17 protein-coding genes are annotated in these 21,689 nt (G+C 73.0%); 7 read left to right on the top strand and 10 right to left on the bottom strand.

The window, feature by feature from the left end; translation table 11 throughout:
• Positions 1 to 116 precede the first annotated feature (116 nt).
• Positions 117 to 1,856 carry a PQQ-binding-like beta-propeller repeat protein gene (locus ACIQVZ_RS06310; protein WP_402447578.1) on the bottom strand — a complete coding sequence of 580 codons (1,740 nt, stop codon included), beginning with the start codon at positions 1,854 to 1,856 and terminating at the stop codon, positions 117 to 119.
• Positions 1,857 to 2,262: 406 nt separating this feature from the next.
• Here ACIQVZ_RS06310 and ACIQVZ_RS06305 point away from each other — a divergent pair, with 406 nt between their 5' ends.
• The 3 genes from ACIQVZ_RS06305 to ACIQVZ_RS06295 all read left to right on the top strand — a co-directional run bounded on the left by ACIQVZ_RS06305 (position 2,263) and on the right by ACIQVZ_RS06295 (position 7,261).
• Complete coding sequence (locus ACIQVZ_RS06305; RefSeq protein WP_350884723.1) at positions 2,263 to 3,441, top strand: ROK family transcriptional regulator; 1,179 nt, start codon at positions 2,263 to 2,265, stop codon at positions 3,439 to 3,441.
• A 245-nt stretch (positions 3,442 to 3,686) separates the two neighbouring features.
• Positions 3,687 to 5,594, top strand: a complete 1,908-nt coding sequence (dxs, locus tag ACIQVZ_RS06300) for a 1-deoxy-D-xylulose-5-phosphate synthase (protein ID WP_402447575.1) — start codon at positions 3,687 to 3,689, stop codon at positions 5,592 to 5,594.
• 137 nt (positions 5,595 to 5,731) lie between these two features.
• Positions 5,732 to 7,261: a glycosyltransferase family 39 protein gene (locus ACIQVZ_RS06295; protein ID WP_350884718.1), complete on the top strand. Its 1,530-nt coding sequence runs from the start codon at positions 5,732 to 5,734 to the stop codon at positions 7,259 to 7,261.
• Between the two features lie 71 nt (positions 7,262 to 7,332).
• On the opposite strand, the gene ACIQVZ_RS06290 is transcribed toward ACIQVZ_RS06295, so the two are convergent.
• The 5 genes from ACIQVZ_RS06290 to ACIQVZ_RS06270 form a co-directional block, all read right to left on the bottom strand.
• The gene (locus ACIQVZ_RS06290) at positions 7,333 to 9,462 is read right to left on the bottom strand and encodes a 3-hydroxyacyl-CoA dehydrogenase NAD-binding domain-containing protein (RefSeq protein WP_350885863.1); all 2,130 of its coding nucleotides are present in this window, start codon (positions 9,460 to 9,462) and stop codon (positions 7,333 to 7,335) included.
• Between the two features lie 2 nt (positions 9,463 to 9,464).
• Positions 9,465 to 10,709: an acetyl-CoA C-acyltransferase gene (locus ACIQVZ_RS06285; RefSeq protein ID WP_350885861.1), complete on the bottom strand. Its 1,245-nt coding sequence runs from the start codon at positions 10,707 to 10,709 to the stop codon at positions 9,465 to 9,467.
• Between the two features lie 227 nt (positions 10,710 to 10,936).
• Positions 10,937 to 12,181, bottom strand: coding sequence for a ribonuclease D (locus tag ACIQVZ_RS06280; RefSeq protein WP_363618748.1), 1,245 nt, complete (start codon positions 12,179 to 12,181; stop codon positions 10,937 to 10,939).
• Between the two features lie 163 nt (positions 12,182 to 12,344).
• Complete coding sequence (locus ACIQVZ_RS06275; protein ID WP_063349472.1) at positions 12,345 to 13,079, bottom strand: response regulator transcription factor; 735 nt, start codon at positions 13,077 to 13,079, stop codon at positions 12,345 to 12,347.
• A 320-nt stretch (positions 13,080 to 13,399) separates the two neighbouring features.
• Complete coding sequence (locus ACIQVZ_RS06270) at positions 13,400 to 14,062, bottom strand: DUF3000 domain-containing protein (protein ID WP_350885856.1); 663 nt, start codon at positions 14,060 to 14,062, stop codon at positions 13,400 to 13,402.
• A gap of 146 nt (positions 14,063 to 14,208) precedes the next feature.
• On the opposite strand from ACIQVZ_RS06270, the gene hemE reads away from it, so the two are divergent.
• Positions 14,209 to 15,312: a uroporphyrinogen decarboxylase gene (gene hemE, locus ACIQVZ_RS06265; protein WP_402447571.1), complete on the top strand. Its 1,104-nt coding sequence runs from the start codon at positions 14,209 to 14,211 to the stop codon at positions 15,310 to 15,312.
• 55 nt (positions 15,313 to 15,367) lie between these two features.
• Here the strand turns inward: hemE and ACIQVZ_RS06260 are convergent, their stop codons facing one another.
• The gene (locus ACIQVZ_RS06260) at positions 15,368 to 16,330 is read right to left on the bottom strand and encodes a DUF4349 domain-containing protein (RefSeq protein WP_402447569.1); all 963 of its coding nucleotides are present in this window, start codon (positions 16,328 to 16,330) and stop codon (positions 15,368 to 15,370) included.
• 88 nt (positions 16,331 to 16,418) lie between these two features.
• A complete protein-coding gene (locus ACIQVZ_RS06255) occupies positions 16,419 to 16,871 on the bottom strand; it encodes a DUF523 domain-containing protein (RefSeq protein ID WP_402447568.1) in 453 nt (150 codons plus the stop codon).
• Between the two features lie 55 nt (positions 16,872 to 16,926).
• Here ACIQVZ_RS06255 and ACIQVZ_RS06250 point away from each other — a divergent pair, with 55 nt between their 5' ends.
• From ACIQVZ_RS06250 to hemQ, 3 genes are read left to right on the top strand one after another with little or no spacing between them, the layout of a single operon-like run.
• Positions 16,927 to 17,499, top strand: coding sequence for a Uma2 family endonuclease (locus ACIQVZ_RS06250; protein ID WP_402447566.1), 573 nt, complete (start codon positions 16,927 to 16,929; stop codon positions 17,497 to 17,499).
• 34 nt (positions 17,500 to 17,533) lie between these two features.
• A complete protein-coding gene (gene hemG / locus ACIQVZ_RS06245) occupies positions 17,534 to 18,967 on the top strand; it encodes a protoporphyrinogen oxidase (RefSeq protein ID WP_402447565.1) in 1,434 nt (477 codons plus the stop codon).
• On the top strand, positions 18,964 to 19,689 hold the full coding sequence (gene hemQ, locus ACIQVZ_RS06240; protein ID WP_350885846.1) for a hydrogen peroxide-dependent heme synthase: 726 nt from the start codon (positions 18,964 to 18,966) through the stop codon (positions 19,687 to 19,689). The genes hemG and hemQ overlap by 4 nt, the downstream gene beginning before the upstream one ends.
• Before the next feature lie 52 nt (positions 19,690 to 19,741).
• On the opposite strand, the gene ACIQVZ_RS06235 is transcribed toward hemQ, so the two are convergent.
• The gene (locus ACIQVZ_RS06235; protein ID WP_350885844.1) at positions 19,742 to 20,524 is read right to left on the bottom strand and encodes a TIGR04222 domain-containing membrane protein; all 783 of its coding nucleotides are present in this window, start codon (positions 20,522 to 20,524) and stop codon (positions 19,742 to 19,744) included.
• A 69-nt stretch (positions 20,525 to 20,593) separates the two neighbouring features.
• Positions 20,594 to 21,688 carry a TIGR04222 domain-containing membrane protein gene (locus ACIQVZ_RS06230; protein ID WP_402447563.1) on the bottom strand — a complete coding sequence of 365 codons (1,095 nt, stop codon included), beginning with the start codon at positions 21,686 to 21,688 and terminating at the stop codon, positions 20,594 to 20,596.
• Position 21,689 lies beyond the last annotated feature (1 nt).

Below are 21,689 nucleotides of genomic sequence, written 5' to 3'. Positions count from 1 at the left end.
ACGGACGGGCTCCCGGAAAAATCGCAGGCGGGGCGGGTTCGGGCAGATCGCCCGTTCCCGCCCCGCCAGGACGAGCCCCGAGGGCCCGTGTCCGAGGAGTGCTCAGCGCCCCGCCGTCACTTCTTCCACTTGGTCAGCGGCGCGTCGGAGCTGCCGCGGCGGAAGGCGTACACGGCTCCGCCGTCGGTGGAGATGACGTACTCGGACATGCTCATCCCGATGTCGAGGCCGTTGGGCATGGCCATGGTGCCGAGGTCGGTCATCGAGCCGTCGGCCGGCGAGAGCGTCACCAGCCGGGCGGGCTTGTTGTAGCCCTGGCTGACGATGGCGCGGACCTTGCCGTCCTTGTCGGTGCCGGACACCAGCCGGATGTCCTGGCTGGACGTGGCGCTGGCGGCGGACCAGATCCGCTTGCCGGTGGTCAGGTCGTACGCGTTGACGGCCGACTTGGCGCCGGTGATCTGGGCGTACAGGGTGGTGCCGCTGACCACGTTCTGGCTGTAGGCGTCGGACTGGCCGGACAGCCGCAGGCTGTCCGCGCCGGGCTCCTTGACCGACATCTGGGTGCCGGGCTTGTTGCTCTTGTCGAACGGCAGGATGTAGTCGCCGTTCGGGCCGCTGCTCATCAGCAGCACCAGCGGCTGGTCCTGGACGACCTTGTCGATCCGCTCGATGCTGCCGGTGAGGGTGATCGGCGTGCTGGCGGCCTTGCCGCTGTCGGCGTCCACGATGACCAGCTGCGACTTCGGGCCGGAGCCGCCGTAGCAGCGGTCGCTGACGGCGATCTGGCTGCCGGCCGCGCGGCCGTAGAGGCTGCAGTTCTTGTCGCGCGGCTGGAACTGCCAGGCGGCCGAGCCGTTGTCGATGTTCAGGCCGCCGACCACGTTGCCGCCGATGGCGACCACCTTGTCGGTGACGCTGAGCGTCGGCGAGGACATCCGGTCGGTGGAGACCTTGACGCTCCAGAGCAGCTTGCCCTGGCTGACGTCGACGGCGCCGATGGTGGAGCAGTCGCTGTCACCGGTGTTGAAGGAGACGGCGGCGATGTTCTTCGAGTTGGCCGAGTAGGAGGCGGTGCACACCTCCTTGCTGCCGTCCGGGACCGGGATGTTCCAGGCCTCCTTGCCGTCGGAGGTGTTGAACGCCCGGATGCCGGTGCTGTCGGCGCGCACCGCGACCTTGTCGCCGCCCCAGATGCCGAGCAGCTGCGAGCCGCTGTCCGCGTTGGCGGCCTTGGGGGCGTTCCAGGCGATGTTGTAGCCGGCCCCGCCGGTGTTGCCACCGCTGGTGCTGCCGCCGGTGCTGTCGGCGGTCGGGGCGTTGGTGACGGTGCCTCCGGAAGTGGCGCCGCCGGACGCGGTGGTGCCGCCGGAGCCGGCGTTCGGCGTGGGGTCGGGGTCGTTGCCCTTGAGGAGCACGACCAGCCCGGCGACGATGGCGATCGCCAGGACGCCGCCGATGATCCCGCCCCACAGCATCACGGGGTTGCGCTGCTTGGGCGCGGGGGGCAGCGGCGCACCCGGGTAGTACCCGGGCTGCTGCTGCGGGTATCCGTAGCCGGCGCCGTAGGCCTGCCCGCCGTCCGGCGCACCGTAGGCGCCACCGGGCATCGGGTCGTACGGGCCGACCGGCGCACCGGGCGGTGGCGGCGGGGCCTGGCCGGGGAAGCCGGCCGCGGTGGGCGCGTACGGCTGGTAGCCGGCACCGGCGGCGGGCGGCTGGACGGGCGGCTGGTAGCCGGCACCGGCGGCGGGCGGCTGGAGGGGCGGCTGCGCGGGCGGAGCCGGCGGCTGGGCCGGCGGCGGCCCGGCGGGCGAGGCCGGGCCCGGGATCGCCGCGCCGTCGAGCTGTGTCACCTGGTCCGCCACGGCGGCCGGGTCCACGCCACCGGGCGGGCGCCCGAACGAGACGCCCCGATTGTCCTGCGGGCCGCTGCCCGGCGCTTCGCCTGCCCCCGGCGTAGGGTGATCCCCTGCCATCTGATTCCCCGTCATTTCTGGAAGCGTCCCCCTGCCGATACCGCCCCGCGGTCCGGGGGGACGCGTGAGCTAGGGCACCATGCTAGTGGCGGGTGTTTTTCGGTCGAACCCAGGACTCCGCAGGCCCGTTTCCGTCCGTTCCCCCGCCGCTTGCGGGCCAGCCGCCACCGGCCCCCGTCGTACCGCCCGGCCCGATCAGCGCCGATCCGCGGCACAGGCCCTACCCTTCAGGAGTTGAAGGGGACGTCCCGGCGGAGGGGTCCCCGCCCTGGGAGGGTGGATCATGTCGACGGACACACCGGGCTCGCAGTCGTCCTTGCACCGGGCGAACCTGGAGCGGGTGCTGCGCGCGGTGCGGACGGCCGGTTCGCTGACCCAGGCCGAGATCGCCCGCGGCACCGGCCTGTCCGCGGCCACCGTCTCCAACATCGTGCGGGAGTTGAAGGAGAGCGGCACCGTCGTGGTCGCCGACACCTCCTCCGGTGGCCGGCGGGCGCGCAGCGTCTCGCTCAGCGGGGACGCGGGCATCGTGGTGGGCATCGACTTCGGCCACACCCACCTGCGGGTCGCGGTCGGCAACCTCGCGCACCGGGTGCTCGCCGAGGAGAGCGCCCCGATCGACGTGGACGTCTCCGCCGCGCAGGGCTTCGACCGGGCCGAGGCGATGGTGGAACGGCTGCTCCGGCAGGCCGGGTTCCGCCCGGAGAAGGTGATCGGCGTCGGCCTCGGTGTGCCCGGCCCGATCGATGTGGAGACCGGCGCGCTGGGTTCCACCGCGATCCTGCCCGGCTGGACGGGCATCGCCCCGGGCCGGGAGCTGGCCGAGCGGCTCGGCATGCCGGTGCACGTGGACAACGATGCCAACCTGGGCGCGCTCGGCGAACTGGTCTGGGGGGCCGGGCGGGGGCTGAGCGACCTCGCGTACATCAAGGTCGCCAGCGGGGTCGGCGCCGGACTGGTGGTCAACGGCCAGATCTACCGGGGGCCGGGCGGTACCGCCGGTGAGATCGGGCACATCACCCTGGACGAGGCCGGGCCGGTCTGCCGCTGCGGCAACCGCGGCTGCCTGGAGACCTTCGTGGGCTCCCGCTACCTGCTCTCCCTGCTGACCCCGACCCTCGGTCCGGACCTCGATCTTCCCCGGGTGGTCGAGCTGGCCCATCAGGGTGACCTCGGCTGCCGCCGGGTGATCGCCGACGCCGGCCGGCAGATCGGCACCGGCGTCGCCACCCTGTGCAACCTGCTCAATCCGCGCCGGGTGATCCTCGGCGGCGACCTCGCCGAGGCCGGTGAGCTGGTGCTCTCCCCGATCCGCGACTCGGTGGCCCGCTACGCCATCCCGAGCGCCGCCCGCCAGCTCTCGGTGGTCCCCGGCACGCTGGGCGGCCGGGCCGAGGTGCTCGGCGCGCTGGCCCTGGTGATGAGCGAGATGGGGGAGTCCGGGGCGCTGGGGCGCGGCTGAGCCGCCGCGGCCCGGATCGCTCCCGAACATCCATTCGTCAATCCAGGGTGACGCGCGACCCCCGGGCCGACCTCCGGGAATGGCGGTAACGGGTCGGTGGCACCGGGCGCGCCGCTCGGTGTCCGGCAAGCGGACATTAGACTCGACCGGTCGGCACCGGCCGCGACCGCCGGCCCGCCGCCAGACCGGGCAGCGACGCCCGTCGGACCGCCCGCGGTCCGCGAACACTGAACGAGGAGGAACGGGTGGCCCTGCTGACCCGCATTCGGGGACCGCGTGATCTCGACCGGCTCACGCCGGGACAGCTGGCCGCACTGGCCCAGGAGATCCGGACCTTCCTGGTGACCGAGGTCGCCAAGACGGGCGGCCACCTCGGCCCCAACCTCGGCGTGGTGGAGCTCACGATCGCGCTGCACCGGGTCTTCGACTCGCCGCGCGACCGCATCCTCTTCGACACCGGCCACCAGAGCTACGTCCACAAGCTGCTCACCGGCCGCCAGGACTTCTCGATGCTGCGGATGAAGGGCGGCCTGTCCGGCTACCCGTCCCGCGCCGAGTCCGAGCACGACGTGATCGAGAACTCGCACGCCTCCACCGTGCTCTCCTACGCCGACGGCCTGGCCAAGGCCAACAAGATCCTCGGCAAGCCGGACCCGGTCGTCGCGGTCATCGGCGACGGCGCGCTCACCGGCGGCATGGCCTGGGAGGCGCTCAACAACATCGCCGACGCCAAGGACCGCCCGCTGGTCATCGTCGTCAACGACAACGAGCGCTCCTACTCGCCGACCATCGGAGGCCTGGCCAACCACCTCGCCACCCTGCGCACCACCCAGGGCTACGAGCGCTTCCTCTCCTGGGGCAAGGACGCGCTGCAGCGCACCCCGGTGGTCGGCCAGCAGCTGTTCGAGACGCTGCACGGCGCCAAGAAGGGCCTCAAGGACTTCATCGCCCCGCAGGGCATGTTCGAGGACCTCGGCATCAAGTACATCGGCCCGATCGACGGCCACGACCTGACCGCCCTGGAGTCCGCGCTGACCAAGGCGCGCGGCTTCGGCGGCCCGGTGATCGTGCACTGCCTCACCGAGAAGGGCCGCGGCTACCACGCCGCGGAGAACAACGACGAGGACCGCTTCCACGCGGTCGGCAAGATCCACCCGGAGACCGGCCTGCCGATCAAGAACGCCGGCGGCCGGAGCTGGACCTCGGTCTTCGCCGAGGAGATGGTCGCGCTCGGCCACGAGCGGGAGGACATCGTCGGCATCACCGCCGCCATGCTCCACCCGGTCGGCCTCGCGCCCTTCGCCGAGGCCTTCCCGGACCGCATCTTCGACGTCGGCATCGCCGAGCAGCACGCCGTCACCAGCGCCGCCGGCCTGGCGACCAACGGGCTGCACCCGGTCTTCGCGGTCTACGCGACCTTCCTGAACCGGGCCTTCGACCAGGTCCTGATGGACGTCGCCCTGCACAGGCTGGGCGTCACCTTCGTGCTCGACCGGGCCGGCGTCACCGGCGACGACGGCGCCTCGCACAACGGCATGTGGGACATGTCGATGCTGCAGATCGTCCCGACCCTGCGGCTGGCCGCCCCGCGCGACGCCGACCAGGTCCGCGCCCAGCTGCGCGAGGCCGTCGAGGTCAAGGACGCCCCGACCGTGGTCCGCTACTCCAAGGGCACCGTCGGCCCGGCCGTCCCGGCGGTCGGCCGGATCGGCGGCATGGACGTGCTGCGCGCCGCCGAGGAGCCGGGCGGCACGCACCGCGCGGACGTACTGGTGGTCTCGGTCGGCGCGATGGCCGCCACCAGCCTGGAGGTCGCGGACCTGCTGGCCGCCCAGGGCATCACCGCCACCGTGGTGGACCCGCGCTGGGTCAAGCCGGTGGACGCCGCCCTGCCGGGCCTGGCGGCCGAGCACCGGGTGGTCGTCACGATCGAGGACAACGGCCGGGTGGGCGGTGTCGGCGCCGCGGTGGCGCAGGCGCTGCGCGACGCGGACGTGGATCTGCCGGTGCGCGACTTCGGGATTCCGCAGGAGTTCCTGGACCACGCGAGCCGGAACGAGATCCTGGCCGAGATCGGCCTGAACGCCCCGGACATCGCCCGAAAGGTGACGGCCCTGGTCGCCAGCCTGGACGCGGCTCGGGTCGAGGCCTGAGAACGGGCCCGGAACACGTTCCACCGACGACTGTTCGTCGTAACTCCGTAACAGTTCGTCACGAAACAAGCTGACAATCGCACCTAAGGGCGGGACCGGCGCCGTCCGCGCCGATCCCGCCCGGTAGGTTGTCATCCGTGCCCACCCCCACCCGCCTCCGCCTCGCCGGACTGGCCGAGCGCCTGCCCGAGCGCGTCCGTACCCATGTGCAGACCGGGTACTGGACGAGGCTGGTGCCGGTGCTCGCGCTGGTCGCGCTGCTCACCCACATCCCGTCCTTCGCCCGGCCCGTCTGGAGCCCCGACGAGGGGTTCCTGGCCACCCAGGCCCGGATGCTGGCCGACGGCGGAGTGCTGTACGACACCGTGGTGGACCGCAAGCCGCCGCTGCTCCCCTGGCTCTACCAGGCCTGCTTCACGATCTTCGGCTCCGCCTCGCTGTGGCCGCTGCGCACCCTGGCGGTGGGCGCCCACCTGGTCACCGCGATCCTGCTGGCGTCCATCGCCCGCGGCCGCTGGGGCAACCGGGCCGGGGCCGGCGCGGGGCTGCTCTACCTGCTGGTCTCCATCGGGCTCTCTCCGGAGGACACCCAGGCGGCGACCTTCGAGGTCTTCATGCTGCCCGCCATGGTGGCCGCGTTCCGGTACGCCGAGCGCCGCCGCTGGCTGGCCGCGGGCATCGCGGTGGCGCTCTGCTCGCTGACCAAGCAGACCGGCGGCGCGGTGCTGCTGCCGGTGCTCTGGATGCTGTTCCAGGACGCCCGCCGTCGCGGGGTGCGCTGGCCGCCGGCCCTGTTCAAGATCGGCTTCGGCTTCATCCTGCCGATAGCGCTGGTCGCGGTCATCCTGACCAAGCCCAAGGGCTTCCTGTTCTGGGTGGTCACCGGCAGCGGGGACTACGCCTCCTTCGGCGGCGCCTGGCTCCAGATGATCGGCCGCGCGCTCGGCAACTCGGCCATTCTGGTCGCGGCCGGGCTGGGCTTCCTGCTCCCGGTCGGGCGCCGGCTCTGGCTCAGGTACCGCCACCGGCCGCTGCCCGTCGCCGGGGAGGAGCACGGCTCCACCGGCGACCTGTGGGTCTGGCTGGCCTCCTCGGTCGTCGCGGTCAGCGTGGGCTTCCACTTCTTCGGCCACTACTACCTTCAGCTGATCCCCCCGCTGGTGCTGCTGGGCACCGGGGCGGTGGCCACCTCGGCGGTCCGCTGGAAGCCCGTCCTGGTGTACACCACGGTCGCCTCGACGGTCTTCTGGGCACTGGCCCTGGCCTGGCCGGGGGAGCGGCTCAACCGCACCACCGAGGTCGCCACCGCGGTCGCCGCCCAGACCACCCCCAAGGACACCGTCCTGGTCTGGGGCATGCACCCCGAGCTGTACTGGCTGGCCGACCGCAAGCCCGCCACCCGCTACCTGACCGCCGGCTTCCTGACCAACTACAGCGGCGGCAAGGACGGCAACGCCAACGTGGGCGAGCAGTTCAGCGTCAGCAACGCCTGGCAGACCTTCGACAAGGAGCTCGCCGACAACCTGCCCGAGGTCGTGGTGGACGACTCCGGCATCGCCCCGTACCAGCCGGTGCTGGTCCCGCGGATCGAGAACCTGCTGGACACCCACTACGAGATGGTCGGCGTCTTCGCCGACACCGTGGTCTACCGCCTCAAGAAGGGCTGACCGCCCCCGCACGCCGGAGCCCCGGTGACCGTCCAGGTCACCGGGGCTCCGGCGTGCGGTGGCGCTGCGCGTTACGCGGGTACCGAGGCCACGCCGGGGGCGAGGAAGCGCTTGCCGTTCACCCGCTCCGAGACGCCCTCACGGTCCAGGTACGGGGTGATCCCGCCCAGGTGGAAGGGCCAGCCGGCGCCGGTGATCATGCAGAGGTCGATGTCCTGCGCCTCGGCGACGACACCCTCCTCCAGCATCAGGCCGATCTCCTGGGCCACGGCCTCCAGGGAGCGGTTCAGGACCTGCTCCTCGGTCAGCACGGTGTCGCCGAAGGACAGCAGCTCCAGCACCTCGGGGTCGAGGACCTGCTTGCCGTCCACCCAGGTGTAGAAGCCGCGCTTGCCGGCCTTGACCACCTTGCCGAGGTTCTCGGAGACGGCGAACCGCTCCGGGAACGCGCCGTGCAGGGTCTCCGAGACGTGCAGCGCGATGGCCGGGCCGACCAGCTCCAGCAGCACGATCGGGGACATCGGCAGGCCGAGCGGCTCGACGCCCTTCTCGACGGTGGCGATCGGGGTGCCCTCGTCGATGATGGTCTGGATCTCGCCCATGAAGCGGGTCAGGATCCGGTTCACCACGAACGCCGGGGCGTCCTTGACCAGCACCGAGGTCTTCTTCAGCTTCTTCGAGACGCCGAAGGCGGTGGCCAGCGAGGCGTCGTCGGTCTGCTCGCCGCGGACGATCTCCAGCAGCGGCAGGATCGCGACCGGGTTGAAGAAGTGGAAGCCGACGACCCGCTCGGGGTGCTTCAGCTTCGAGGCCATCTCGGTGACCGACAGCGAGGAGGTGTTGGTCGCCAGCACGCAGGTCGGCGAGACCACGTTCTCCAGGTCCGCGAAGACGGTCTGCTTGACGCCCATCTCCTCGAACACGGCCTCGATCACGAAGTCCGCGTCGCCGAAGGCGGCGGCCTTGTCGAGCGAGCCGCTGACCAGGCCCTTGAGCCGGTTGGCCTTGTCCTGGCCGATCCGGCCCTTGCCGAGCAGCTTGTCGATCTCGGCGTGGACGTAGCCGACGCCCTTGTCGACGCGCTCCTGGTCGATGTCGGTGAGGACCACCGGCACCTCCAGACGGCGGGCGAACAGCAGCGCCAGCTGCGAGGCCATCAGGCCGGCGCCGACGACGCCGACCTTGTCGACCTGGCGGGCCAGCGACTTGTCCGGCGCGCCGACCGGGCGCTTGGCCCGGCGCTGCACCAGGTTGAAGGCGTAGATGCCGCTGCGCAGCTCGCCGCTCATGATGAGGTCGGCCAGGGCCGCGTCCTCGGCGTCGAAGCCCGCCTGGAGGTCGGAGTCCTTGACCTGCTGGATGATGTCCAGCGCCTTGTAGGCGGCCGGCGCGGCGCCGTGCACCTTGGCGTCGGCGACCAGGCGGCCCCAGGCGACGGCGTCGTCCCAGGCCTTGCCGCGGTCGATCTCCTCGCGCTCGACGACGACGTCGCCCTTGAGGACCTTGGCGGCCCACAGCAGCGACTGCTCCAGGAAGTCGGCCGGCTCGAAGATCGCGTCGGCGATCCCCAGCTCGAACACGTCCTTGCCCTTGAGCTGCTTGTTCTGGTTCATCGAGTTCTCGATGACGACCTTGATCGCCTTCGAGGGGCCGATCAGGTTCGGCAGCAGGGTGCAGCCGCCCCAGCCGGGGACGAGGCCCAGGAAGACCTCCGGCAGCGAGAACGCCGGGACGCCCGCGCTGACGGTGCGGTAGGTGGCGTGCAGGCCGACCTCGACGCCGCCGCCCATCGCCGCGCCGTTGTAGAAGGCGAAGGAGGGGACAGGCAGCGCGGCGATCCGCTTGAAGACCTCGTGGCCGCCCTTGCCGATGGCCAGCGCGTCCGCGTGCTCCTTGAGCAGCTCGACGCCCTTGAGGTCGGCGCCGACCGCGAAGATGAACGGCTTGCCGGTGACGGCGACGGCGACGACCTTGCCCTCGGCGGCCTCGGCCTCGACCTGGTCCAGCGCGGCGGACAGCTTCAGCAGCGAGCCCGGGCCGAAGGTGGTCGGCTTGGTGTGGTCGAAGCCGTTGTCCAGGGTGATCAGGGCCAGCTTGCCGGCCTGCAGCGGCAGGTCCAGGTGGCGCACGTGCGCGGTCGTGACGACCTCGCCGGGGAACAGCTCGGCGCCGTGCTGCAGCAGCTCAGTGGTGCTCGTCATGTTCACTTACCACCCTCGAGCTCGGACGACTTTTCCGCTCCGCTCCAGTGCGGGTTCTCCCAGATGACGGTCCCGCCCATGCCGAAGCCGATGCACATCGTGGTGAGGCCGTAGCGGACGTCCGGGCGCTGCTCGAAGCGGCGGGCCAGCTGGTTCATCAGGCGCACGCCGGAGGAGGCCAGCGGGTGGCCGAAGGCGATCGCGCCGCCGTACGGGTTGACCCGCTCGTCGTCGTCCGCGATGCCGTAGTGGTCCAGGAAGGACAGCACCTGGACGGCGAAGGCCTCGTTGACCTCGAAGGCCTGGATGTCGTCGATGGTCAGACCGGCCTTGGCCAGCGCCTTCTCGGTGGCCGGCACCGGGCCGATGCCCATGACCTCGGGCTCCACGCCCGCGAAGGCGTAGGAGACCAGGCGCATCTTGACCGGGAGGCCGAGCTCCTCGGCGACGTCCTCGGCGGCCAGCAGCGAGGCGGTGGCGCCGTCGTTGAGGCCGGCCGAGTTGCCCGCGGTGATGTTGCCGTGCGGGCGGAAGGGGGTCTTCAGTCCGGCCAGGCTCTCCATCGTGGTGCCCGGGCGCATCGGCTCGTCCACGGTGGCCAGGCCCCAGCCGGTCTCGCCGACCTCGGGGTTGGTGTTGCGTATCGAGATCGGCACCAGGTCGGGCTGGATGTCGCCGTTGGCGTACGCCTTGGCGGCCTTCTCCTGCGAGCGTACGGCGTAGGCGTCGCAGCGCTCCTTGGTCAGGTGCGGGAACCGGTCGTGCAGGTTCTCCGCCGTCATGCCCATGAACAGGGCGGACTCGTCGACCAGCTTCTCGGAGACGAAGCGCGGGTTCGGGTCGACGCCCTCGCCCATCGGGTGGCGGCCCATGTGCTCGACGCCGCCGGCCACGACGACGTCGTACGCGCCGAAGGCGATGCCGCCGGCGGTGGCGGTCACGGCCGTGAGCGCACCGGCGCACATGCGGTCGATCGAGTAGCCGGGGACGGACTTGGGCAGGCCGGACAGCAGGGCGGCGGTGCGCCCGATGGTCAGACCCTGGTCGCCGATCTGCGTGGTGGCCGCGATGGCGACCTCGTCGATGCGCTCGACGGGCAGGCTCGGGTTACGGCGCACGAGCTCCCGGATGCACTTGACGACCAGGTCGTCGGCGCGCGTCTCGTGGTAGATGCCCTTCGGGCCGGCCTTGCCGAACGGGGTGCGGACGCCATCGACGAAGACGACGTCCCTCACGGTACGAGGCACGGGGGCTCTCCTCCCAGGGACCAACATTTGAGGTGGGCGGGCTGCCGCCGGTGAAGACCCGAGCGGCGCCGCTTCACCGTCATGCTACCGGTCGGTAACCAACCTGCCCAGGCCTCACGGAGGGTTCACCCCGTGTGTCCCGCGACACGTCCGACCGGCGGAGGAGCCCGAATGCGCCGAAGGGGGCGCCGTCACAAGGACGGCACCCCCTCCGGACCCGCTCCAGGTCAGTCCTGGGCGGCCGCGGCCTCGGCGAACGCGGCGGCCACCACCGGCGCCACCAGGTCGACCTGCCACTGCCGGGCGCCGAGCCGGCGCAGCGCGGCGGCCACGCCCTCGGCGGCCGGATCGGCCGGCGGCTCCCAGGAGACCCGGCGCACCAGGTCCGGGGTGATCAGGTTCTCGGCCGGCAGGTTGTGCCGCTCGGCGAGGTCCGCGACGGCGGCGCGCGCCCCGGACAGCCGGGCGGCGGCCACCGGGTCCTTCTCGGCCCAGGCCCGCGGCGGCGGCGGCCCGTCGTGCGGCGCGGAGGCCGGCGGCAGCTGGTTCTCCGGGACCTCCCGGCCCCGCTGGACGGCCGCCAGCCACTGCTCCAGCTGGCGCCGGTGGACCCGCGGCCCGAAGCCCTGGACGCCCTGCAGCGCGGCGATGTTCAGCGGCATGGCCAGCGCGGCGTTGACGATCGCGGCGTCCGAGAGCACCCGGCCCGGCGAGACGTCGCGCTCCTGCGCCAGCCGGTCCCGGGCCAGCCACAGCTCGCGCACCACGGCCAGCTGGCGGCGCCGGCGGACCTTGTGCAGCTGCGAGGTGCGGCGCCACGGGTCGGTGCGCGGAGCCGGGCGCGGTGCGGCGGCGATCGCCGCGAACTCCTCCAGGGCCCAGCCGAGCTTGCCCTGGGCGTCCAGCTCCTGTTCGAGTGCGTCGCGCAGCTCGACCAGCACCTCGACGTCCAGAGCTGCGTAGCGCAGCCACGGCTCGGGCAGCGGGCGGGTGGACCAGTCGACCGCGGAGTGCTCCTTGGCCAGGCTCAGCCCGAGCACGCTCTCGGTCATCGGCCCGAGGCCGACCCGGGCGAAGCCGGCGATCCGCCCGGCCAGCTCGGTGTCGAACAGCTGCCGGGGTCTCATGCCGACCTCGGCCAGGCAGGGCAGGTCCTGGGTGGCCGCGTGCACCACCCATTCGGTGTCGGCGAGGGCGTCGCCCAGGCCGCTGAGGTCGGGGCAGGCGATCGGGTCGATCAGCGCGCTGCCGGCGCCCGCACGGCGCAGCTGAATGAGGTACGCGCGCTGGCCGTAGCGGTAGCCGGAGGCCCGCTCGGCGTCGACGGCGACCGGTCCGGTGCCCCCGGCGAAGGCGGCGACGGTGGCGGCCAGCGCCTGCTCGTCCGCCACGACGGGCGGGATCCCCTCCTTCGGTTCGAGGAGCGGGACCGGGGCTGCTTCTTCTGGGATGGCTGCTACGGCGTCGGTCACCCACCAAGGGTACGACGGTCCTCGCGGCCGGGAGTGTTGTCGGACTGGTCAGACCGGGTCCGTGACTATGCCACGGGGCCCGGTCGGCGGCCGAGGGGCACGGCCACGGCGGTCGAGGAGGAAACGTTCCTCCTCGACCGCCGTGGCGGGGCCGTCCGGGGACTCAGTGGATGATGCCGGTGCGCAGCGCGACCGCGACCATCCCGGCGCGGTCGCCGGTGCCCAGCTTGCGGGCGATCCGGGCGAGGTGGCTCTTGACGGTCAGCGCGGACAGGCCCATCGCCACCCCGATCGCCTTGTTCGACTGTCCTTCGGCGACCAGCCGCAGCACCTCGACCTCACGGCCCGACAGCTCGCGGTAGGCGGACTGCTGCGTGCCCGGCGCACCGGGCGCGCCGGGGGCTCCATGGGTTCCGTGGGCGCCCGGCGCACCCACGGCGCCCGGCATGCCCGGCATGCCGGGGCGGCGCATCCGCCCGGCCAGCCCGGCGGCGCCGAGCGGCAGGCCCGGGCGGCCTGGCATCGCCACGTTGGTGCGGGTGCCCGTGACGACGTATCCCTTGACGCCGCCGGCCAGCGCGCTGCGGACGGCACCGATGTCGTCGGCGGCGGACAGGGCCAGGCCGTTGGGCCAGCCCGCGGCGCGGGTCTCGGCCAGGATGGTCAGGCCGGAGCCGTCCGGCAGGTGTACGTCGGCGACGCAGATGTCGCGCGGGGTGGAGACCCGGGGGCGGGCCTCGGCGATCGAGGACACTTCGATCACGTCCCGGACGCCGAGCGCCCACAGATGGCGGGTGACGGTGTTTCGGACGCGGGGATCGGCGATGACCACCATGGCGGTGGGCTTGGTCGGCCGGTAGGCGACCACGTTTGCGGGGTGCTCAAGAAGGACCGACACCAGGCCTCCTGCGGGGAGTGGCGGACGGAACCCCGAGGGGGCGGTCGGAGTGTTCCGCGTTCGGAAAGGGTCACAGTCTGCTTCGGCAGCTACCGTGCCCGGCTTTAGCGAAAGATCACGATCTAGTGAGTAACAATACGGACAAATCGCGCATATGAGTGATACGACCCGTCCCGAATTCGCACAAAATCGATCAGATCTGGTGCTGATCGGTCGGTTTCAACCGGTTAATTGACCCAGAGCGGGTTCGAAGTCACACTCCGTCAGCCCTGGGGGTGGCATCGGGCCGGCCGGGGCCGCCCGGCGCGGGGCGCCACTCCTCAGTGCGAACGAGGACGCCGCCGCGCGGGCATCGGGACCACCCCACCGAGTGACGGCACATCGGCCGGCGCCTGCGGGGCCGGCGCGGCCGGCGGCAGGCCCGCGCTGATGCACAGCAGGTCCCCCCAGGCCGCCAGGTGCCGCTCGAACCGGCCGTCGGCCGGCGTCCAGGAGGCCCGGATCTCGATCTCGGTCGAGGACGGGCGGTCCGCCAGCCCGCCGAAGTACTGCGAGGCGCAGTGGCTCACCGTGCCGGACGGCTCCGCGTACCCGGCCCCGTGCGCCTGCAGCGAGTCCAGCAGCCAGGCCCAGCCGACCTCGGAGAGCATCGGGTCGCCGGCCATCTCCGGCTCCAGCTCCGCCCGGGTCATCGTCACCACCCGGAACTCCCCGTTCCAGGCCTCCTGCCCGGCCGGGTCGTACAGCAGCACCAGCCGGCCGTCCGCCAGCTCCTCGTCGTTCACCTCCACCGAGGCGGTCACCGCGAACGCGTACGGGGCCAGCCGGCGCGGGGCCGGCGCGGGGGAGAGCTGGATCTCGGGCCGCAGCCGGGCTCCGTCGAGGGCCTCCACGGCGGCCCGGAACTCGCTCGGAGCCCCCTCCCGACCTGTTCCGCCACCTGCTCCGCCACCCTGCGCGGGGTGCCCGCCGACCGCTGCCATGACCCGAAGACTAGGTCGAAAACCGCGGTTAAGGCCGCAACTTCCGTCCGAGCGGCGTGCCGGAACGGCAAACCCGGCCAGATCTTGGAGGAACCGACGAGACCGGCCGGGAGGAGCGCCCCGAGGCGCATGCGAAGATTTGGACCGTGAGCGAGACTACGGCAGACACCACGGCGGCCACCCCCGACGGCAGGCCCACCCCCGCGCGCCGCGGCGCCGCGTACGACTCCGCGTTCCTGCGCGCCTGCCGGCACGAGCCCGTGCCGCACACCCCGGTGTGGTTCATGCGCCAGGCCGGCCGCTCGCTGCCCGAGTACCTGAAGGTCCGCGAGGGCATCCCCATGCTGGAGTCCTGCATGCGGCCCGAGCTGGTCAAGGAGATCACCCTCCAGCCGGTCCGCCGGCACAAGGTGGACGCGGCGATCTTCTTCAGCGACATCGTGGTGCCGCTCAAGGCCGTCGGCATCGACGTCGAGATCAAGCCCAACGTCGGCCCGGTCATCGCCGACCCGATCCGCACCGCCGAGGACCTCAAGCGGCTGCGCCCGCTGGAGCCCGACGACGTCCCCTACATCACCGAGGCCGTCGGCCTGCTGGTGGACGAACTCGGCGAGACCCCGCTGATCGGCTTCGCCGGCGCCCCCTACACGCTGGCCAGCTACCTGGTCGAGGGCGGCCCGTCCAAGAACCACGAGCACACCAAGGCCATGATGTACGGGCAGCCCGAGCTGTGGGCCGCCCTGGTCGACCGGCTCGCCGACATCACCTCCACCTTCCTGAAGGTGCAGATCGAGGCCGGCGCCTCGGCCGTCCAGCTCTTCGACTCCTGGGTCGGCTCGCTCGCCCCCGACGACTACCGCCGCTCGGTCATGCCGTCCAGCACCAAGGTCTTCGACGCCGTCGCCTCCTACGGCGTGCCGCGGATCCACTTCGGCGTCGGCACCGGCGAACTCCTCGACCTGATGGGCCAGGCCGGCGCGGACATCGTCGGCGTCGACTGGCGGGTGCCGCTGAACGTCGCGGCCGAGCGCGTCGGCCCCGGCAAGGGCCTCCAGGGCAACCTCGACCCGGCCGTGCTGTTCGCCCCCACCAAGGTCGTCGAGACCAAGGCCCGCGAGGTGCTGCACGCCGCCCAGGCCCTCGGCACCAGCGGCCACATCTTCAACCTCGGCCACGGCGTCCTGCCGTCCATGGACCCGGACGCCCTCTCCCGCCTCGTCGCCTTCGTCCACGAGGCCAGCGCCCGCTGACCCCGCGGCGTGCCCCCTCCCGACCGGGCGGGGGCACGCCTGTTTCAGTCGTCGCTCAGTCCTCCGCGGGCCCTTCCCGCGGGCCGGACTCCGGGGGCAGCGCGGCCGCCGGGCGGCGCCGGCGCCGCAACCGGTACACCAGCGCCGCCGGGACGCCCAGCACCAGCAGGAACGGCGCCACCGCCGCGAGCCCCACCGCCAGGGCGCGCACGATCGCCACCAGCACGTGCCAGCCGCCGCCCAGCGCGGCGCCGACGGACGCCCCGAAGCCCTCGCCGCCGCCCTTCGGCGGTCCCGGGGTGGGCGTCGGCGAGGCGTCCGCACGGCGCACGTCCAGCGTGACGGTCGAGAGCGAGGTCTTGCCGGCCAGCTCCTTCTGCTGCTTCTGCAGCGACTCCAGATCGGCCTCCCGGCGGCTCAACTCGGCCTCCAACGTGGTCACCTCGCTCAGCGACTTCGCCTGCCCCATCAGCGCCCGCACCCGCTCCACGCTCGCCTGCTGGGTCTGCACCCGGCTCGCCACGTCCGCGACCTGCTGGGTCAGATCGTCCGCCTGGCTCCTGCGGGACACCACCTGGCCCAGCGCGGTCAGCTGGTCCAGCGTCTGCTGGTAGGCGGCGGAGGGGATCCTCAGCGTCAGCTGGCCGCCCGCCTCGCCCCCCGCCGCGCTTCCCGGCCCGCCCTCCACGGCGCCGGAGACCGACTCGGCGCCGACGTAGCCGCCCGCGGCCGCCGTCAACTCCCGGGCCTTCGCCAGCACCTGGGCGACGTCCCCGGTGCGCAGCGTCAACTGCGCGGTGTACGCGATCAGCCGGTTGTCCGCGACCGGCTGGGCGCTCGCCCCCGCCGGCGGCGCCGTCCCGGCGGCGCTCGGCGCGGCCGCCGGTGCCGCCGGGGCGACGGCGTCCGCCTTCGCCGCCTCCCCCGCCCGGCCCGCACCGCCGGCGCTGCACGCCCCGACCAGCAGCACGCCCGCGGTCGCTACCGCCAGCGCCCCCGCCCCTGCCCGTCTCCCCATTCCGAAGCCCTCCCCAAGTCCGCTGTGAGATCTCCCCATTGGACGAAGGAAAGCCCCGAGCGGACCCCGCCGGAAGGTCGCGACTCGATCACAGCTCGGCAGCGGACCGGACAACCTCGATGCCCGCCCGCCGCAGCAGCGCCGCCGTCACCCCGTCCCCGGGGCGCAGCTCCCCGGTGAACGTCCCGTCGTACACTCGCCCGCAGCCGCAGGACGGGCTGCGCGCCATCAGCACCGCCCGCCGCGCCCCCGCGGCCTCGGCCGCCGCCAGCGCCGCCCGGGCCCCGGCCACGAACTCCGCCGTACAGTCCGCGCCCGTCGCGTCCACCACCCGGGCCCGGCCGTCCAGCACGTCCGCCCCGTCCCCGCCCACGATCTCCGCCGGAGCGCGCGGGGTCGGCAGCCCGCCCGCCCCCTCCGGGCACACCACCACCGCCCGCCCCGCCTCGACCAGCTCCACCACGTCCGGCGAGGTCTTCGCCCGCCCGTCGTACCGGCACGGCACCCCGGCCAGACACGCACTCACCACGATCGGTTCCATAGCACACAGCCTAGGCAGCGGCTCGCAGGGCCTCGGAACTCGCTATCTTGGGAGCATGAGCGAGCTGCCGGACTGGATGTACGCGCCCAGGGACGAGGGCTGGTTCGCCGATGACCTCGACCACCTGCCGCAGGCGCCGCGGCACACCGAACTGATCGATGGAGCACTGGTCTTCATGATGTCTCCGCAGTGCTGGTGGCACGGTGAAGTCGTCGACAACCTGAAGATGGCGCTGATTCCCCAGGTCCCGGAAGGGGTCAGGGTCGGGCGGGAGATGTCGATCAAGCTCGACAGGCGGAACCGTCCCGAGCCGGACGTTCTCGTCGTCAAGGCCAATTTCGAGAGAAAGCGCACGCAGTTCACTCCTGATGAAGTCCTGCTCGTCATCGAGGTCGTCTCGCCTGAGTCCGTGGACCGTGACCGTTTCGTCAAGGTCCGCAAGTATGCCGAGGCCGGGATCCCGCACTACTGGATCGTCGAGGAGGAAGAGGGCGGTCGGCCAGCCGTACACGTCTACGAGCTGGACCAGGCGACCTCGGCGTACGTGCCCGCCGGGATCTTCCGGGAGTCGTTGGAGCGCCCGGTGCCGTTCCCGATCATGATCGACCTGAACGCGCTGGCGGATTGAGGGCCCGGTGTAAAGACCTGCGAGACTGCGAGGCATGTCGGATGCACAGGTCGTCGTCGTCGGTGGTGGGATCGCGGGGCTGGCTGCGGCCGCTTTTCTGAGCGGGGCCGCCGGGGGGCCGGTGCGGGCGCGGGTGACGCTGCTGGAGGCGTCGGAGCGGGTCGGCGGGAAGCTGCGGGGCGGCGAGGTCGGCGGGGTCCGGGTGGACCTGGGGGCCGAGTCGATGCTCGCGCGGCGGCCGGAGGCGGTGGAGCTGGCCCGGGCGGTCGGGCTGGGCGAGGAGTTGGAGCCGCCGACCACCGCGAAGGCCTCGATCTGGACGCGGGGCGCGCTGCGCCCGCTGCCGGGCGGGCAGGTGATGGGCGTCCCGGGCGATCTGGACGCGCTGGCGGCCTCCGGGGTGCTCACCGCCGAGGGGCTGGAGCGGGCCCGGCACGAGGGCGCCACCGAGGTCGGGGACGACGTGGCGATCGGCCGCTACGTCGCCGACCGGCTGGGCCAGGAGGTGGTGGACCGGCTGGTCGAGCCGCTGCTGGGCGGCGTCTACGCCGGGCGGGCCGAGGAGATCTCGCTGCGCGCCGCCGTGCCGCAGCTGCTGGCGATCGCGCGGGGTGGCGGCTCGCTGGTCGACGGGGTGCACGAGCTGGCCTCTCGGCCGAAGGTGGTCGGTACCCCGGTGTTCCAGGGCCTGCGCGGCGGGCTCGGCACCCTGCCGGAGGCCGTCGCGGCCGCCTGCCGGAAGGCGGGCGTGGACCTGCGCACCGGTACGGCGGTGGACGGGCTGCGCCGCACCCCCGAGGGCTGGCGGGTGGTGACCGGCGACGGCGGGGTGCTGCACGCGGACGCCGTGGTGCTGGCCGTCCCGGCACCGGCCGCGGCCCGGCTGCTGCGCGCGGACGCGCCGGCGGCGGCCGCCGAGCTGGACGCCGTCGAGTACGCGGGCATGGCGCTGGTGACCCTGGCGTTCCGCCGGGCCGACCTGGCGGAGCTGCCGACCGGCAGCGGGTTCCTGGTGCCGCCGGTGGACGGGCGGCGGATCAAGGCGTCGACCTTCTCCTCCAACAAGTGGGGCTGGCTGGAGCGTTCCGCCCCGGACGCGTTCCTGCTGCGCACCTCGCTGGGCCGCTACCGCGAGGAGGAGGCGCTGGAGCTGCCGGACGAGGAGCTGGTGGTCCGCTCGCTGGCGGACCTCGGGGAGGCGATCGGCCTCACCGCCCGGCCGTACGACACCGCCGTCTCGCGTTTCCGGGCGGGCCTGCCGCAGTACCCGGTGGGCCACCTGGACCGGGTGGCCCGGATCCGGGCGGCGGCCGCCGGGGTGGGAGGACTGGCGCTGTGCGGCGCCGCGTACGACGGGGTCGGCATTCCGGCCTGCATCGGCTCGGCGGCCGCCGCGGTGGCCGCCCTCGACAAACTGTTGACCCCGGCAACCGGGGAAGGTTCCACGGAGAGGACAATGGGCGCATGACTGAGACCGTTGAGCGGCAGCCGGAGCAGCAGCCCGAGAAGAAGAAGGCGCGCGACCTGAACCAGGTCATCCGCTACACCATGTGGTCGGTGTTCAAGCTCAAGGGCGCGCTGCCCGAGGACCGCACGGCGCTGGCCGCCGAGGTGGACGAGCTGTTCGCCCAGCTGGCCGCGAAGGACGTGACGGTGCGCGGCACGTACGACGTGTCCGGTCTGCGCGCGGACGCCGACCTCATGGTCTGGTGGCACGCCGAGGACTCGGACGACCTGCAGGAGGCGTACAACCGCTTCCGCCGCACCGGCCTGGGCCGCCAGCTGGAGCCGGTCTGGTCCAACATGGCGCTGCACCGCCCCGCCGAGTTCAACAAGTCGCACATCCCGGCGTTCCTCGCCGACGAGCGCGCGCGCGACTACGTCTGCGTGTACCCGTTCGTCCGCTCCTACGAGTGGTACCTGCTGCCGGACGCCGAGCGGCGCGCGATGCTCTCCGAGCACGGCCAGATGGCCCGCGGCTACCCGGACGTGCGGGCCAACACGGTGGCCTCGTTCGCGCTCGGCGACTACGAGTGGCTGCTCGCCTTCGAGGCGGACGAGCTGCACCGCATCGTCGACCTGATGCGCGACCTGCGCCCCTCCCGGGCCCGGCTGCACGTCCGCGAGGAGGTGCCGTTCTTCACGGGCCGCCGCAAGCCGCTCAGCGAGCTGCTCAACGGCCTGGCCTGAGTTCCGCGGGATCGGTGAACGGGGTCCGCTTCGGCGGGCCCCGTTTCGCGTGTCACGTCCGGTGGGGGCGCAGGGCGGCGCGCAGGCGGGGGTCGGGGAGGACGGCGGGGCCGTTCATGGCGACGGCGGTGAGCAGTTCGCGCTCCTCGTCGTCGGCGAGGCCGTGCTGGCGGGCCGGGCGGACCTCGCGCAGCACCTCCTGGCCGACCGGGGACGCCCAGCGGGTGTAGGGGTAGACGTCGACCCGGGCCATCAGCAGGGTGCCCGAGGTGAGCACGAGCGGCAGCGAGAACCAGGCGAGCGGGGCGACGGTGTCACCGCCGGTGAAGCCGGTGAGGGCCAGCGCGGCGGCCAGCAGGAGGAGCGTCAGCAGCAGTGCGTGCCGCACCTGCCGGACCACCAGGACGGTGCTGCGCTGGATGAGGGCCGGGGTGGCCAGGCCGGCCAGCGAGAGCCGGGCGCCGATCTCCAGGACGGTCGGGTGCTCGGCCATCGCCCGGCGCAGCCCGTCGGTGCGGCACTGGCCGTCGGAGCCGACGGTGATGATGACCGCGCGCTCCAGGCGGCTGCGGCCCCGGGGGTCGACCACCGTGGTCCAGCCGGTGTGCGCCAGGTGCAGCCGGCCCCGGCCGGCCATCAGGACGAGGGCGAGTTCGACCACCCGGTCCGGGCCGCCGGCCAGGTAGGCCGTCTCGTACAGCCCGATCCCGACGGCCTCGGGCGGGCGCAGGCCGTCCGCCTCGGCCAGGGCGTCGGCGGTGGCGGTCGTCCGGATGAGCCGGAGACACGAGAGGACCGCCGCGACGCACGCCGGTATCAGGAACAGCAACCACATGGGCTTGTTGTATGCCTGGGCCGACGGCGCGGGGAACGGCTTCCCGGACCGCGATACCGAACTGTGACGTCAGGAGCCGCAGCCGCCGCCACCGCAGCTCGACGAGGACGACCCGCAACCGGAGGAGGACGACCCGCAGCTCGACGAGGAGGAGCCGCAACTGCTGGAGCCGGAGCCGCAGCTGGAGGACGAGGATCCGCAGCTGCCGCTGCTTCCCCCGCAGCCGGAGGAACCGGAGTGGGAGGAGCCGCACCAGGCCGTGGAGCCCCCGCAGGAGGACCCGGACGAGCTGCACGAGCTGGGGGGAAAGCTGCTGGAGGAGCCCGTCGAGGAGGAGGCGGCGTAGGAGCTCGCGGCGGCCGACTTCATCGCCTCGTCCTGGGCGGCCGCGGCCAGCATCGCGGACTGCAGCTCGTCGTCCTCCAGCCCGGCGGCGGCCAGCCCGCCGAGCGCGAGGGCGCCCAGCAGCACGCCGCCGGTCATCTTCGGCGACAGGCCGGCGCTCGGCGTCCACGGCGTGCCGACCTTCATCAGGGAGAGTTGGCGCCGCCCGGCCGGGGTGATCCGGCCCTTGGTCGGCCAGGTGACGAGCAGGCTGAACGCGCCGAAGACCAGGAGCACCACCGGGATCCACGGCGCGGGGCGGTCGGAGCCGGCGCCGCCGTCGTCCAGCACGTGGGCGAGGACGGCCGAGACGGCGACGCCGAGCAGCGCGAGCCAGAGCAGCCGCCGGGCGGTGCGGGCCCGCCGCAGCCGCTCGGGGTGGCGCATCAGGCCGCGGTCGGCGAGCCGGTCGCCGATCTCCTGCACGGCGGCGGAGCGCATCACGGCTCGGCGCAGCGGCGCGAGTTCACGGCTGCGGCCCGGGCCGACGGCGTCCAGGACGGCCTGGTCGACGGCGTCGTACGGCTTGTGCCCGGTGAGGGTGACCAGGCCTGCACGGCTGATCACGGCCCGCTCGGAGAGGTGCATCCGGATCAGGGCGGTGTCGAAGACCCGGCCGGGGCCGCCGGACAGGAAGGCGGTGTCCATCAGCGGCAGGCCGCGGCCCGGCAGACCCTGGACGTGCGGGACGTGGCCGACCCGCCGCTTGGTGCGGGACGCGTACAGCGAGGCCGCCACCAGCAGGACGGCGGGGATGACGAAGTAGGTGTTGTGCCACATG

It is taken from the genome of Kitasatospora sp. NPDC098663 (assembly GCF_044760075.1).
Classification (GTDB): Bacteria; Actinomycetota; Actinomycetes; order Streptomycetales; family Streptomycetaceae; genus Kitasatospora.
Note: the sequence above shows the minus strand (reverse complement) of the source record. Positions and strands in the feature narration are given on the sequence as shown.